Here is a 15,630-nt window from a genome sequence, read left to right on the forward strand (position 1 = left end):
TGCTTATTTTTTTTGCAAAAAAATAATGTTGGTTGTGCCACCTTGATGGTGACACCCCAACATTTATTATAGAACCTGCTTTTATGCAATTGTTTATATGTGGTTTTTTATAGTAAAATTATATTTATATGGAAATTATAAATATAATCAAAGGAAAGTTTTATTATGGCAGTGATTAAAGAAATACAAAAATCTTCAGACATAAAATTCGCTGGCAAGTTAATACAAGTGACTTACGATATTGCTGATGTTAATGGGCAAGATGCATGGCGGGAGGTAGTTCATCACCCTGGTGCCACGGCTATTATTGCTGTTACAGATGATAATAAGATTGTTATGGAACGTCAATTCCGTTATGCCTTGGGGGAACCATTATTAGAAATCCCAGCAGGTAAATTGGATAAAGGGGAAGATCCATTAGAGTGTGCTAAGAGAGAATTAGCGGAAGAAACTGGGTATAGTGCTGCTGAATGGCGCCCTCTCGGTGTCATTGCTACTAGCCCAGGATTTTGTAATGAAACATTACACCTGTATTTAGCGAAAGGCCTTACTATGGGAACAACGAATTGGGACCCTGATGAATATGTAGAGATTGAGTATTATACGTTACCTGAATTGCTAGAAGCTATACAGAAGGAAAATATTAAAGATAGTAAATCATTAGCTGCTATTATGTTGGCTTTGCCTCATCTTAAGTAATAGTAGGTTTGCGTATCAAAAGATAGAGAGGTACTTATGTTTAAGCGTATTATTTTGCTCGTCATGGATAGTGTGGGGATTGGTCATGCACCAGATGCAGCTAGATTCAATGATGAAGGTGCCAACACATTAGGTCATATTGAATCTACTGTAGGGCCGATTCATTGTCCTACTTTAAAGCAATTAGGCTTATCTCATATTGCAGATATTGAAAAAACTACCAATCCGGTTATAGGAGCATATGGTAAAATGGAAGCTACTAGTACGGGAAAGGATACTACCAGTGGTCACTGGGAGATGATGGGGCATCCTGTAACTGTGCCGTTTCCTACCTTTTATGATGGATTCCCACAGGCATTAATGGAGACTTTTACAAAAGAAACGGGCTATGAATTCCTCGGCAATGAAGTAGCATCTGGTACAGAGATTATTGAACGCCTTGGCGAGGAGCATATGAAAACAGGGAAACCTATTATTTACACATCTGCTGATTCGGTGTTTCAAATTGCTGCTCATGAAGATGTCATCCCTCTTGAGGAATTGTATCGCATGTGTGATATTACGCGTAATAAGGTTTGCATTGGAGATTATTATGTAGGCCGTATTATTGCTAGACCTTTTGTAGGTGAGCCAGGAAGTTTTATGCGCACCGCTAATCGTCATGATTATAGCCGTATGCCTGAGAAGCGAATGGTACAGCAAGAATTGCAAGCAGCGCATATTCCTACGGTGGCCGTTGGCAAAATTGGCGATATTTATGCTCAAGTAGGATGGGATGTGTCGTATCCTACCGTGTCTAATTCTCATGGTATGAATTTGGTACCTTATATATTGGGCGGCAGTTTTACTAAGGGACTCATGATGGTTAATCTTGTAGAATTTGATAGTTTATATGGTCATCGTCGCAATGCAGAGGGCTATAAACGAGCTATTGAAGAGTTTGACTATCAGTTGAGTGGGTTATTACCGTTATTAGGTGATGATGACTTATTGCTTATTACTGCAGATCATGGCAATGATCCTACCTGGGAGGGAACGGATCACACGAGAGAACAAGTCCCTATATTGGCATATCATTGTCGTATGAATGATGCTATAGATTTAGGGACAAGACGTAGCTTTTCTGATATAGGGGAAACGATATTAGAAAACTTTGGACTTGCTTCTTATCATATAGGTCAGTCATTTTTATCAAAATTAAATATATAAATTAAAACGCCTTTTATAGGATTGGATTTAGGTTCCAAGTTCGATGTATGCATCCAACTGTAAGCGAATCAATACAGATTCTATGAAAGGCGTTTTGTATATCTTTTTTAGAATTCCAGTTATCAAGTATATTTATAAAGGATAATTGTGTATGTATGTAGAAATGTATACATATAGTTTGATTCGTATTTGTTAATAGAAATCTAAAGGAGGTAGGTACTATGAATGAGGTGCGTGGAACAAGTATATGGGATAAATTGTTCCATATTACAGAACGGGGTAGCACGGTCAGTAGTGAAATCTTTGCGGGAGCTACTACCTTTTTATGTGTAGCTTATGTATTAGCTGTTAATCCTGCTATACTTAGCGCTAGTGGCATGGATGGTGGTGCTGTTTTTACGGCCACTGCTCTATCGGCTATTGTAATGACTTTACTTCTTGCTTTTGTCAGCAATATGCCATTTGCAGGACTTTCCGGGATGGGGATTAATGCATTTTTTGCTTATACTGTTGTTATACAAATGGGGCATAGTTTTGCTTTTGCTTTAACGGCACAGCTTATAGCAGGTATTTTATTTTTAATCATTGCTCTAACACCTTTGAAGAATCTTATTTTTAATGCCATTCCACATACCTTAAAGATGGCTGTAACAGCAGGGATTGGATTATTTATTACCCTCATAGGTCTGAGCAGTGCCGGTCTTATTGTGAGTTCGCCTGCTACATTAGTGAGCCTTGGTGATTTACATAGTGCCAATAGTTTGATTGCTATGCTTGGCATACTATTAATTGCTGTATTTACAGTACGTAATGTAAAAGGTGGCATATTCCTTGCCATTATTATTGCTGCTATTGTAGGGTTTTTCTCAGGTGTTACTACAATGCCTGATACAATTCTATCGATGCCACCGTCTTTAGCGCCTATCGCATTGCATTATGATTTCTCTGAAATTTTTAGTGTAGATATGATCTTCGTTATTTTTACGTTCTTATTTGTTAACTTATTTAATGTTGTAGGTGTATTGATTGGCTTAACAAATCAAGCGGAAGTACCAGCAGAACAGCAAATGGCAGTACAAGGCTCTTCTATGAAAGTCGCCGCTATCGGTACCATTGTAGGTAGTGCTCTCGGTACATCACCGCATATTGTAGCTGTCGAGTCCGCGGCAGGTATAGCAGAAGGAGGCCGAACTGGTTTAACTGCGTTGACAGTAGCTGTTCTTTTTATTGCCTCTTTATTTGCGGCACCTTTATTATTAGCTATTCCAGTAGCTGCGACTGCACCTGTACTGATTGTAGTAGGTTTATTTATGGTGGCATCTGTAAAAGATATTGATTTTGGCGATATATCTGAAGGATTACCAGCATTTTTAACTATCATTATGATGCCTTTTGCCTATTCCATTGGCGTAGGTATTGAATGGGGGCTAGTAAGTTATGTATTAGTAAAAGTACTATCTAAAAAATATAGCGATGTATCTTTTGTGATGTACGTGTTAGCAGGCATTTTTGTATTAAAAGAAATACTAGCGTAAGAAGCTAAGATATAAGAGTATAAGGAATTATAATAGGGGATCACATATAAAATGGCAAAAATAGTTTAATAGATAGAACCGTAAAACATTGTGAAATAAGGAGACTGGCATGAAATATACAAAAGAATTATCTAATATTGCACAGGGTCTAGAAAAAGCCCCTTTAGTATTAAAAGGAGCTCATGTATTAGATGTAGGTAATGAAGTGTGGGATGTAAGAGATATTGCTATTGCTGACGGTTATATTGTGGGCGTTGGTGACTACGAAGGAATTAAGGAAATCGATTATAGCGATAAATATATTGTACCTGCTTTCATAGATGCTCATCTTCACTTAGAATCGACCTTAGTTAATCCCAGAGAGCTCGTTTTTGAAGCATCTAGAGAGGGTACATTAACGTATATTGTAGATCCTCATGAAGCTGGTAATGTGGCAGGGATAAAAGGTATTCAGTATATGATTGATGAAACGCGAGAAGCCCGCGGTGATGTTTACGTTATGGCACCGTCTTGTGTGCCGGCTATACCCGGAGAAGATAATGGTGCATTATTAGATAGTAAAGCGCTTACCGAATTATTAGATAATCCTGCTATTCTTGGCTTAGCGGAAGTCATGGATTGTTATGGTGTTATTGGTGCTGACCCAGATATGTTAGCTAAGATAGACGCTTATAAAGGTGGCGTGTTAGATGGTCATATTATTGGGCTTTCACAGAAGCAATTAGCAGCCTATCGCTTAGCAGGTATTACTACAAATCACGAATGCATTACCTATGAAGATGCTCGTGAACAAGTGCGCCAAGGTTTATATGTGTGGATTCGTGAAGGCAGTGCAGCTCACAATCTAGAGGCCATTGTAAAAGGCATTATTAATAGTGGTAGTCCTGTTGAGCGTTATGGATTCTGTACAGATGATAAACATATTGAAGATATCCGTCGAGAAGGTCATATTAGTTATAATATTAGAAGAGCCATCGAACTTGGGTTAATGCCTATTAAAGCCTATAAAATGGCTAGTACCTATCCCGCACAATGTTATGATTTGAGAGATGCTGGTTGGATTGCGCCAGGTTATAAAGCTAATTTAGTGGTCCTCGATGATGAAATAACAGTGTCTATTTGCGATGTCATTTATAATGGAGAAATTGTAGATCGTCATAGTGAATACCACAAGTCGAAACGACCTGTGCCACCAGCGTTGCTAAATACTATTAATATTGGCGACTTTAAAGCATCTCAATTAGATTTACCTATTGATGGTCCGCATGCAGTGATTAATATCATACCAGGACAAATTGTGACGGCTAAAACAGAAGAGATAGTACCATCAGAGAATGGAATATTTAAACCGAATAGTGAATTCAATAAAATTACCTGTATTGAACGTTATAAAGCAAGCGGGCGTAATGGTGTCGGCGTACTCAAAGGATTTAATATTCATAATGGTGCTATTGCTACATCCTTTGCCCATGATTCGCACAATCTTATCGTCGTTGGTGATAATGATACGGATATGATGATAGCCATTGAACGGATCAAAGACATCGGTGGTGGTTACGTCATGGTAGAAAATGGACAGATTATAGGGGAATTAGCACTAGAAATTATGGGTTTAATTACCAATGAACCGCATGATATAGTGGATGCAAAAGTAGCACATATGAAAGAGAAAGCCTATGCTATGGGGATCAGTAAAGACTTAGATCCATTTATTAATTTAAGTTTCTTAGCCCTTACAGTCATTCCAGCTATTCGCGTCACTACGAAAGGTGTTGTAGAGTGTTAGCTACTATAGGTTGAGTAATAGAGTGAAAGTCTTTATAGAAAACAAAAAGCAGCCTTCCCATATGGGATAGGCTGCTTTTTAGTTCTATAGTGATTGTGCCTTATATCAAAAATAGCCTCTACAGAGTAGAGGCTATTGAGATCTAAATTATAAAGCGTTTACTTTCGCTGCTAAGTTAGATTTTTTGCGAGCTGCAGTGTTTTTATGAAGAACACCTTTGGAGGCCGCTTTATCAATTACGCTAGTAGCATGAACAAGTGCTTGTTTTGCATCTTCTACTGCGCCTGCTTGAACAGCTTCAACGGTTTTACGAGTTGCTGTACGAATTTGAGATTTCACAGCGGCGTTTTTCGCACGACGTTCAGCATCCGTTTTTACGCTTCTAATACTGGATTTAATGTTTGGCAATTGAGTCACCTCCTTAAAATATCGTTTCTATACCTGAATGATTATATCATAGAAGATATTTGATAAGCAAGAACTTTTATTTTATTCATAAAAGGGAGGTTACAGCATGAGTGATATATTCCTTTTATGGTATAATTAATAGATAGATTTAAGTGAGGTGCTCTATGAAAAAACTGATGATTATAGATGGCAGTAGCCTATTATTTCGTGCCTTTTTTGCATTGCCACCATTGCGTTCTGCATTAGGCACACCGACTAATGCAGTATACGGATTTTTGACGATGCTCATAAAACTATACGAAGAAATTAATCCAGATTACATTGCGGTGGCTTTCGATAAAGGTCGCCAAACCTTTCGTACAGAACTATATAGTGACTATAAAGGGAATCGTCCCGATGCTCCAGAAGATTTGCGGCCTCAATTTAGTCTTATTCAAGATGTACTAAAAGCGATGGGCATTTGTGTTATCGAAGAAGAAGGTTTTGAAGGAGATGATGTTTTAGGCTCTCTATCTAAAACATTTGGATCTTCTGATTTAGCCGTTCAAATTATTACAGGCGACCGAGATAACTTACAATTAATTACAGAACACAGCCATGTATTTCTAACGAAAAAAGGCATTTCTGATATGTTGGAAGTGACCTTGGAGAATATGGAAGAATTATATGGTTATGGCCCTGACAAGGTAATTGATATTAAAGCTCTTATGGGAGATTCGTCTGATAATATCCCTGGTGTTCCTGGCGTAGGTGAAAAAACAGCCCTTAAGTTGATTGCCGAATACGACACATTAGAAGGTGTTTATGAGAATATCGATGCTATTTCTGGTAAGAAATTAAAAGAGCGATTATTAGAAAATAAAGAACTTGCCTTTTTGTCGCGCCAATTGGCGACTATAAAAACAGATCTTCAATTGCCATATGAATTAGAAAATTTTGTACAACAATTTCACGTTAGTGAGGTAAAACCTATGTTTGAAACATTAGGTTTTACGAAATTAACGCCTCGATTAGTGCAAGTTATGGGCAATGATAGTGATAGCGCAGATGAAATTGGCGGCTTATTTGCGGTCCAAGAAGAGGTTTCCTTAGATGATTTAGCAGATAGTACTGCATTGACACCTGATTTCTATACAGAGAAAAAAGTTGCTATCCATGCTTTGTTTGATGGAAAAACTCCGTTTAGAACGATTGATTCTATCTATATCTTTAATGGTGACTTCATTGTAAAAACAGATGGTACGAATGGTACCCTTTTATTAGATGTTTTGAACGGTGCTAGTACGGTTATAACGACGCAAACGAAGGACCTTTTAGAAGCACTAGGTACGGATAAGCCGGCAGCGATTCGATTATTCCAAGATAATGGAACGCCTCGCATTCACGATATATCTTTAATGGCCTATTTATTAGATCCAACTAGGACTAATTATGGTTACTTGTACTTAACTGAGCTATTCTCCGTTCCATCCATTGCTACTGGCAGCGTGGACGTAGAATGTGTATCTATGGTGAAAGCTTTATTCGCCATGAACAAGCCTGCAGTGGAAACAGTACAACGAGAAGAGTTATGGCGTTTATATGAAACTATAGAATTACCATTGATTCACACACTCCTCGTTATGGAGAAAAACGGTATTTATATTAATACAGATAAATTAGAAGATACGACAGTTCGTTTTAAAGCTGAACTAGAAGAAGTGCAGCAAGAAATTTATGATATGGCAGGCGAAACCTTTAACATTAATTCGCCAAAACAATTAGGTGTTATTTTGTTTGAAAAAATGGGGTTACCTGTTATTAAGAAGACAAAAACAGGCTATTCTACAGATGCAGAAGTATTGGATATGTTGCGCAATGAAAGTCCATTAATTGAAAAAATCTTACATTTTAGAACTATTTCAAAATTAGTGTCTACTTATTTAGATGGTCTTGCGGTGTTAATTAATGATAGAACACATCGTATTCATACTACCTTTAATCAAATGGTAACGGCTACGGGACGATTGAGTTCGTCGGATCCAAACCTTCAAAATATTCCTGTGCGTACTGAAAAAGGGAGAGAAATTCGAGCTCTTTTCTCTCCAGGAGAAGGCTTTGATACATTAGTAAGCGCCGATTACTCTCAAATTGAATTGCGCATTTTAGCTCACTTATCCGGCGATGAAGCGTTAATTCGGGCTTTCACAGAAGGAAAGGATATTCACCGTTTTACCGCTGCAGAAGTATTAGGTAAAGCTCAAGAAGAGGTAACTAGTGAAGAGCGGTCCCATGCCAAAGCCATTAATTTCGGCATCATTTACGGTATTTCTGATTTTGGTTTGTCTCGCGATTTAGGTATAACTCGAGGAGAGGCCAAAAATTATATCGATTTGTATTTTAGTCGTTACCCACGAGTTAAAGAATATATGGACAATATGGTGAAAGAAGCTCATGAGACGGGAAAAGTTCGTACCATGTTCGGCCGTGTTAGAGAATTGCCAGATATTAATAGTCGCAATTTTAATCGCCGTTCTTTTGCTGAACGAACAGCTATGAATACACCAATTCAAGGGACCGCAGCGGATATTATTAAATTAGCAATGAACAAAGTAGAGTCCTTGTTAGAAGAAAAAGGATTTACATCGCGTCTATTATTACAAGTGCATGATGAACTCGTGTTAGAGGCTGTTAATGAGGAACTAGAAGCTATTAAAGTACTGTTGAAAGAGACTATGGAGAGTGTAGTAACCTTAGATGTACCACTCATTGTAGATGTTCATGATGCAGAAAATTGGGCTCTTGTTAAGTAAGCGGTACTGGAAGATGAATCGGTTGAGTCTTATTCGTAATGATTATAGATGCGTTATCTAGCATTATGATGCACATATGTGTTAAATGCATTAATCAGAAGGGGATTATATGTTAAAAATTGGTTTAACTGGTGGTATTGCATCAGGAAAAAGCACAGTCTTACACTATTTTAAAAATAAACAAATTCCCTTTATTGATGCTGATATAGTAGCAAGAGAAGTTGTTGCACCTGGTACAGAAGGTCTAGCTGATATTGAAAGGCTCTTTGGATCTACTGTCATCAATGATGATGGAACACTCAATCGAGAGGCTTTAGGAGCTATTGTGTTCCATGACCCAAAAGAGCGTGAACGATTGAATACTTCGATTCATGGATTTATTCGAAATCGAATCGAGGAATTAACACGACAGTTTGAGTCTCAAGGTGTACCTGTTTTGATCTATGATATTCCACTTCTTATTGAAGGTAAGTGGTATGAAATATTAGATACTATATGGCTCGTCTATGTAACACCAGAAGTTCAATTACATCGACTTATGGACCGCAATGGATTTACAAGAGAAGAGGCATTAGCTCGTATTGATAGCCAAATGCCGATAGATGAAAAGAGACAGTATGCGGATATTATTATTGATAATACTGGTGATTTGGCATCTTTACAAGCGCAGTTAGATTCTCTATGGCATGACAAATTGCAGTCGTTATATGTATAATGAAATTATATTGATCTGGATGTATTATATTATGCGTACTTGAATTTATTGTTTACGAATGTACAAATATGTGATTAATATATGTGTTGGATTATGAAAACGTTATAGTCTAATGTAATGGGAGGCTTTATGAAACGGACTACCGCAACAGCATTGGCAGTTGTTGTATTAGGTGTGGCCTATTTCTGTTATTTACAAGATAATGTAGCCCGCAATACAGCATACCCCTATGAATATAGACAGGTAGTTGAAGCGGCAGCTATAAAAGAAGGGGTTCCAGCATCTTTAGTGGCTAGCGTTATTTTAGCAGAAAGCAAATATAAAAATACCGCACAATCTGCATCAGGAGCTATGGGGTTAATGCAATTGATGCCAGAAACAGCTCATTGGGTAGCGGAGCAAATGGGACATGGCAATTATACAGATCGTCAATTGCAAGAGCCACATACAAATATTGAATTAGGCACTTGGTATTTGGCACATTTATTACAAGAGTTTAATGGTGATGAAGTACAAGCCTTAGCGGCGTATAATGCAGGGCGTGGACATGTGGAATCGTGGATTAAAGACGATAATTGGAATGGTATGATTGATACTATTCCCTTTCCGGAGACACGAGAATACGTGAGAAATGTATTAACCTATCAAGAAAGGTATGAAGTATTATATGAAAACCGTCGTTGAAGCTTGTAAACAGTTAGATTATTCTTGGTTGCCAGAGACGATAGGAGCTTTTTCTTTAGTTGTTACAGGTCCAGATGCCATTAAGTTGGTCGAAGAACGATTAGAAAAGGGCGAAATAGTTTTACAATTACCATTATTCCATTATGAAAATGAATTAGGCTGGAAGTGGTGTGCTCTTTATGATAAAGAAGTAGAGGATTACACGGTTCACGTAGTAATGCCGTTATTCTACTTCGTCGATATTTCGTTTGTCAGGGCAGATATTGATTCTTTTTGGCGTGGATTGCAAGAACGAGCTGTACAAGGGTTAACGAAAATGCTCATTAATAGTAGTGAAAGTTTTTCTTATACCTATAGAAAGAAAGGTATCCCTAATTGGGATTTTGAAACGCTATTGCCGTCTCGCATTGAAGATTTTACATTAGACATTACACCTCGTAATGCGGTATCTATGATTAATGGGTCTTTCATTATTGCGGAGTATCGCAAAGAAGATGAGTGTACAGGTTTGCTACTTTTTTATAATGAATTTCGCGATGAATTTTTTGCAGAGCTGCGATATAAACAGTATCCAGAAATCGATCATCGCTTAGATGCGAAAACGATTGAAGAATTAGGACCATTATTAGAAGCACATTTACAGCCTATGTTACAAGAGTTGAATCAGCGCTAATCGATTTGTACATTATGGGTAATATATGTTATAATAAGGGTGACTTGTATATAAACTTTTTTAAGAGTGGGCAAATAGCCCACTCTTTCATTTATGATTAACCGTACTTTGTTTGTAAAACAAGGATACATGTTATAAAGATATAGATTGTATAAGTTACAAGGAGGGATGGCAATGAAAAGAGAAGCCATAGAGGAGTTTGTAGCCTCTGTAGTGGAAGGCGTAATTGCCGGTACAGAATTAGAATTAGTCGATGTAGACTATGTGCGTGAACGAGATTGGTATTTACGAGTATATCTCGATAAACCAGGTGGTATCGACTTAGACGATTGCCAAATGGTGAGCGAAAAAGTAAGCGCCGCTTTAGATGAAAAAGACCCAATTGTGGAGAATTATTTATTAGAAGTATCCTCACCTGGTCTTGACAGAGTATTGAAAAAAGATAAAGATTTTATTCGTTATAATGGCCGTGAAGTAGATATCCAATTGTTTAAGCCTATTGATGGGGCAAAACAATATACTGGTATATTGCAAGGCTTTACGGATGAGACTATAGAATTCTTAATCAATGGTGACAGTACGACCTTTGAACGGTCTAGTATCGCACAAATTCGATTACATCTTGATTTTTAGTATATGGAGGCATAGGAGTGAGTCAAGAATTAATTCAAGCAGTTATGGTGCTTACAAAGGAAAAGGGCTTTGCACCAGAAGTCATTTTTGAATCCTTAGAGGCTGCTTTATTACAAGCATATAGAAAAGAACCAACATCAAATCCTGACGCTTATGTAGAGCTCAATCGGGAAACAGGGGCTTATAAAGTAATGGCAAAGAAACAAGTTGTAGAAAACGTAGAATTGCCAGAAACAGAAATTAGTTTAGTAGAAGCTCGCCAAAAAGATAAACGCTTTGAAATCGGTGACACTGTAGAAGTAGATGTTACGCCTGCTAACTTTGGCCGCAGCGCAGCGCATACAGCAAAACAAATGTTGATTCAACGTTTAAAAGAAGCAGAGCGTAGTGTTGTGTACGAAGAATATTACAGCCGTGAAGGCGATATTATTACTGGTATTATTACTCGTGTGGAAGGTAAGAACGTATATATAGATCTTGGTAAAACAGAAGCGATTTTGCCTCCAATTGAGCAAATTGCCAATGAAATATATCGTGAAGGAGATCGCATTAAGTGCTATATCGTAGAAGTTAAGAAAACTACAAAAGGCCCTCAAATCATGATTTCTCGCACCCATCCAGGGTTATTGAAACGACTTTTTGAATTGGAAGTACCGGAAATTTATGAAGGTGTTGTAGAAATAAAATCAGTTGCTCGTGAACCAGGTATGCGATCTAAAATTGCCGTATATAGCCGCGATGAAAGCATCGATCCGGTAGGTGCTTGTGTAGGTCCTAAAGGACAACGTGTACAACATATCGTCGATGAGTTACATGATGAAAAAATTGACATTGTAAAGTGGGATGAAGACCCAGCTATTTATATTGCTAATTCCTTAAGTCCTGCTAAAGTCATTTCTGTAGATGTAAGTGAGTCTGAAAAGTCTTCCTATGTAGTCGTACCTGATTACCAATTATCTTTGGCTATCGGTAAAGCTGGTCAAAATGCTCGTTTAGCAGCTAAATTGACGAATTGGAAAATCGATATCAAAAGTGAAAGTCAAGATGCAGAACATCCTTTTACTGGATTCGGTACTGATGATGAAGCAGAAAGTGAAGCATAATGAAAACCAAATCTCAACCTATGCGTAGCTGCGTAGGCTGTGGAGAACAGAAGAGCAAAAAAGAGCTAATGCGCGTTGTATTGAGCCCAGAAGGAACAATTAGTATTGATAGAGTTGGCAAAGCGCCTGGACGAGGTGCTTACATTTGTCCTTCCAAAGAGTGCTTACAAGCGGCCTATAAAGGCAGAAAACTAGAACGCTCTTTGAAGCATGCTGTATCGAAAGATGTATATGAAACATTAGAGCAGGATTTGGAACAACAAGCATAATGAATGACGAAAAAATATTAAATCTCTTAGGATTAGCACAGCGGGCAGGTTCGATTAGTTCTGGTGATTTTATTGTTGAAAAAGCAGTAAAAAAGAGAGATGCTAAATTGATATTGTTAGCCAGTGATTGTGTAGCGAATAATGAAAAGAAATATATCGAATTAGCAACGGTACATAATATTCCACTTCGTAAAATAGCGCATAAAGAAGCTTTGGGTAGAGCGATTGGAAAAGAAATACGCGTAGTTATAGCCGTACACGATGAGGGATTTGCAAAGGCATTGCTAAAAGAGATTGATCAGTAATAAGGGGGTATGTAGATGTCAAAAAAGCGCGTTCATGAAATAGCCAAAGAGTTTGGCGTGGAAAGCAAAGAAGTTATTTCTATTTTACAAAACAATAATTTTGAAAATATTACTAAAGCTGTTAATACTGTAGACGATGCAGGATATAATGTGGTAAAACAAGCATTAACTAAAGGTAAACAAGAACAGTCAAAAGTAGAACAATCAAAAAAAGTGAGCGAACCGCAAAAGAAACGTAGTGACGAGAAAAAGGAACATAAACAAGAAAAGGCGAGAGCAAATGTACGCCACGTACAAATCAATGCCCCTACAAAAAGCGGTCAACAACAAGATCGTAAAGGACGCAATAAAGATAATCGTAATGAAAACAGAGATGAAAACGGTCGTCCTCGCCAAGATGGCAACCATAACAATGCTGTAAATCGTCATAACGATAATCGTGAACAACACCACAATCATCGTCATGATGATCGCCGCAATTCCGACGACCGTCGTCATAACGAGGATCGTCGCAATCATGATGATCGTCGTAACAACGATGATCGCCGAAATAAGAAAAATAAAAAAGGAAATAATCGCCCTCAATCCTTATTGTCCACTTCTATGCAAAAGAAGAAAAATAAGGTTAAACACCGTAATGAGCAATATTTACAACAAAAAGCGGAAGAAGAGCGTAAGGCACAAGCCGCTATTGCTAGCGAAATTGAGTTAAGTGGTTCTTTAACAGTTAAAGAATTAGCTGAAAAAATGGGCCGTGAAGTATCTGAAATCATCAAAAAATTGATGCTTTTAGGTGTTATGGCGAGCATCAACCAAGAAATTGATTTAGATACAGCTACTATCGTAGCGGAAGAATTTGGTGTAGTCGTAACAGAAGTAGAGCCAGAAGAGGATCCTACGGATATTATCGAAATTGAAGACGCACCTGAAACATTGAAACCTCGCCCACCAGTCGTTACGATTATGGGGCATGTTGACCATGGTAAAACATCATTGCTCGACGTAATTCGTCAAACTAATGTAACAGCTGGAGAGGCTGGCGGTATTACACAACATATCGGTGCATACCAAGTTCGTTATAATGACAACAAAATTACATTCCTTGATACGCCAGGTCACGAAGCGTTTACAGCGATGCGTTTGCGCGGTGCTAAATCTACGGATATTGCGGTTCTCGTAGTAGCTGCTGATGACGGTGTAATGCCACAAACTATTGAAGCTATTAACCATGCTAAATCTGCAGAAGTACCAATTATTGTAGCCATCAATAAAATGGATAAACCAGGAGCTAACCCTGACCATGTAAAACAACAATTGTCCGAACACGGCTTATTGCCAGAAGAGTGGGGTGGCGATGTAATTATGGTTCCTGTATCGGCAAAACAAAAAGAAGGTATCGATGACCTTCTGGAAAATATTTTGCTCGTTGCAGAAGTGATGGAATTGAAAGCTAATCCAAACCGCAAAGCTTACGGTGTTGTTATCGAAGCACAGCTCGATAAAGGTCGTGGCGCTGTATGTACTGTATTAGTACAAAAAGGGTCTCTCCGTGTAGGTGATACTGTACTGGCTGGTACTGCATATGGTAAAGTACGTGCTATGACAAATGAGCGAGGGGAAAAAGTAAAAGTCGCTCGTCCATCTATGCCAGTAGAGATCCTCGGTTTCTCCGAAGTGCCTCAAGCTGGTGAAATCATCAATGGTATGGATGATAACGAAGCTCGTGCTATTGCAGAAAAACGTATTGCAAAACAACGCGTTCAAGAATTAAATGCAACTCATAAAGTTACATTAGATGATATTTTCAACCAAATTCAACAAGGTGAATTGAAAGATCTTAATATCATCATTAAAGCAGATGTGCAAGGTTCTGTAGAAGCATTGCGTCAATCCTTAGAAGGCATTAAAAATCCAGAAGTGCGTATCGTTATCGTTCACGCTGCTGTAGGTGCTATTAATGAATCTGATATTATGCTTGCTTCTGCTTCTAATGCTATTGTAATGGGCTTTAACGTACGTCCAGATGCGAATGTACGTCGTGCGGCAGAAACTGAAAAAGTCGATCTTCGTACATATCGCGTTATTTATGATGCAATTAATGACGTAGAATCTGCTATGCGTGGTATGTTGGCGCCACAATTTAAAGAGGTTGTAGTTGGTCGCGCTGATGTACGTCAAGTTATTTCTACACCGAAAGCCATTGTTGCAGGATCTTATGTAACAGAAGGTCGCATTACCAATAACTCTGAAGTGCGTTTGATCCGTGATGGTATCGTTGTATTTGAAGGTAAAGTAGATTCCTTACGCCGCTTTAAAGATGAAGTAAAAGAAGTTAAAGCAACTTTCGAATGTGGTATCTCTTTAGAAGGTTACCGCGACATCAAAGAAGGGGACGTTATCGAAGCGTACTTGATGGAAGAAATTGCACCTCAATTCTAGGAGGTTATTATGAGTGATGTTCGGGTACGAAAAGTACAAGAATTTATTAAGCAAGAAGTAAGTCAGATGCTGATGCGAGGTCTTAAAGACCCTCGCATCGGTTTCACTACCATTACCGATGTACACGTAACAGGTGACTTACGAGAAGCGACTATATACGTTAGTCTATTTGGGTCTGATAAAGAAAAAGAAGATACTTTGATAGCCCTAAAACATGCAGCTGGACACATTCGTACAGAACTTGGTAAAGTTCTTCGATTGCGCCATATTCCAGAGATTTCTTTTGATAAAGACACATCTTTAGATTACAGCATGCATATTGAATCCCTTTTGAATGAAATCAAAAAGGATGAACCATCTAATTAATATAGAGGAAGAGA

General features: G+C 38.1%; 15 protein-coding genes. 14 read left to right on the forward strand and 1 reads right to left on the reverse strand.

Annotated features, from left to right (window positions below; genetic code table 11):
- Nucleotides 1–165: 165 nt before the first annotated feature.
- The 4 genes from NFR29_RS01000 to ade all read left to right on the forward strand — a co-directional run bounded on the left by NFR29_RS01000 (nucleotide 166) and on the right by ade (nucleotide 5,229).
- Nucleotides 166–699: an NUDIX hydrolase gene (locus NFR29_RS01000; RefSeq protein WP_251421907.1), complete on the forward strand. Its 534-nt coding sequence runs from the start codon at nucleotides 166–168 to the stop codon at nucleotides 697–699.
- Between the two features lie 36 nt (nucleotides 700–735).
- A complete protein-coding gene (locus tag NFR29_RS01005) occupies nucleotides 736–1,908 on the forward strand; it encodes a phosphopentomutase (protein WP_251421909.1) in 1,173 nt (390 codons plus the stop codon).
- A 221-nt stretch (nucleotides 1,909–2,129) separates the two neighbouring features.
- Entirely contained in the window at nucleotides 2,130–3,443 is a 1,314-nt protein-coding gene (locus NFR29_RS01010) for an NCS2 family permease (RefSeq protein WP_251421912.1), read from the forward strand.
- A 109-nt stretch (nucleotides 3,444–3,552) separates the two neighbouring features.
- Nucleotides 3,553–5,229, forward strand: coding sequence for an adenine deaminase (ade, locus tag NFR29_RS01015; RefSeq protein ID WP_251421915.1), 1,677 nt, complete (start codon nucleotides 3,553–3,555; stop codon nucleotides 5,227–5,229).
- A 147-nt stretch (nucleotides 5,230–5,376) separates the two neighbouring features.
- Here the strand turns inward: ade and rpsT are convergent, their stop codons facing one another.
- A complete protein-coding gene (rpsT, locus tag NFR29_RS01020) occupies nucleotides 5,377–5,637 on the reverse strand; it encodes a 30S ribosomal protein S20 (RefSeq protein ID WP_251421918.1) in 261 nt (86 codons plus the stop codon).
- 164 nt (nucleotides 5,638–5,801) lie between these two features.
- On the opposite strand from rpsT, the gene polA reads away from it, so the two are divergent.
- From polA to rbfA, 10 genes are all read left to right on the forward strand, one after another.
- Complete coding sequence (polA, locus tag NFR29_RS01025) at nucleotides 5,802–8,429, forward strand: DNA polymerase I (protein ID WP_251421921.1); 2,628 nt, start codon at nucleotides 5,802–5,804, stop codon at nucleotides 8,427–8,429.
- 109 nt (nucleotides 8,430–8,538) lie between these two features.
- Entirely contained in the window at nucleotides 8,539–9,144 is a 606-nt protein-coding gene (gene coaE / locus NFR29_RS01030) for a dephospho-CoA kinase (protein ID WP_251421924.1), read from the forward strand.
- Nucleotides 9,145–9,273: 129 nt separating this feature from the next.
- Nucleotides 9,274–9,828 (forward strand): lytic transglycosylase domain-containing protein, encoded by a 555-nt coding sequence (locus NFR29_RS01035; RefSeq protein ID WP_251421927.1) that lies wholly within the window; start codon nucleotides 9,274–9,276, stop codon nucleotides 9,826–9,828.
- Entirely contained in the window at nucleotides 9,812–10,501 is a 690-nt protein-coding gene (locus NFR29_RS01040) for a hypothetical protein (protein ID WP_251421930.1), read from the forward strand. Before NFR29_RS01035 ends, NFR29_RS01040 begins: the two co-directional genes overlap by 17 nt.
- A 174-nt stretch (nucleotides 10,502–10,675) precedes the next feature.
- Nucleotides 10,676–11,134 (forward strand): ribosome maturation factor RimP, encoded by a 459-nt coding sequence (locus NFR29_RS01045; protein ID WP_251422367.1) that lies wholly within the window; start codon nucleotides 10,676–10,678, stop codon nucleotides 11,132–11,134.
- 17 nt (nucleotides 11,135–11,151) lie between these two features.
- Entirely contained in the window at nucleotides 11,152–12,237 is a 1,086-nt protein-coding gene (gene nusA / locus NFR29_RS01050; RefSeq protein WP_251421932.1) for a transcription termination factor NusA, read from the forward strand.
- Nucleotides 12,237–12,506: an RNase P modulator RnpM gene (rnpM, locus tag NFR29_RS01055; protein ID WP_251421935.1), complete on the forward strand. Its 270-nt coding sequence runs from the start codon at nucleotides 12,237–12,239 to the stop codon at nucleotides 12,504–12,506. The genes nusA and rnpM overlap by 1 nt, the downstream gene beginning before the upstream one ends.
- Nucleotides 12,506–12,811: a L7Ae/L30e/S12e/Gadd45 family ribosomal protein gene (locus NFR29_RS01060; RefSeq protein WP_251421937.1), complete on the forward strand. Its 306-nt coding sequence runs from the start codon at nucleotides 12,506–12,508 to the stop codon at nucleotides 12,809–12,811. Before rnpM ends, NFR29_RS01060 begins: the two co-directional genes overlap by 1 nt.
- Nucleotides 12,812–12,826: 15 nt before the next feature.
- The gene (gene infB, locus NFR29_RS01065; protein ID WP_251421940.1) at nucleotides 12,827–15,250 is read left to right on the forward strand and encodes a translation initiation factor IF-2; all 2,424 of its coding nucleotides are present in this window, start codon (nucleotides 12,827–12,829) and stop codon (nucleotides 15,248–15,250) included.
- A 9-nt stretch (nucleotides 15,251–15,259) separates the two neighbouring features.
- Nucleotides 15,260–15,616, forward strand: coding sequence for a 30S ribosome-binding factor RbfA (gene rbfA / locus NFR29_RS01070; protein WP_251421943.1), 357 nt, complete (start codon nucleotides 15,260–15,262; stop codon nucleotides 15,614–15,616).
- Nucleotides 15,617–15,630: the final 14 nt, after the last annotated feature.

It is taken from the genome of Veillonella agrestimuris, from assembly GCF_943193065.1.
Lineage (GTDB): Bacteria > Bacillota > Negativicutes > Veillonellales > Veillonellaceae > Veillonella > Veillonella agrestimuris.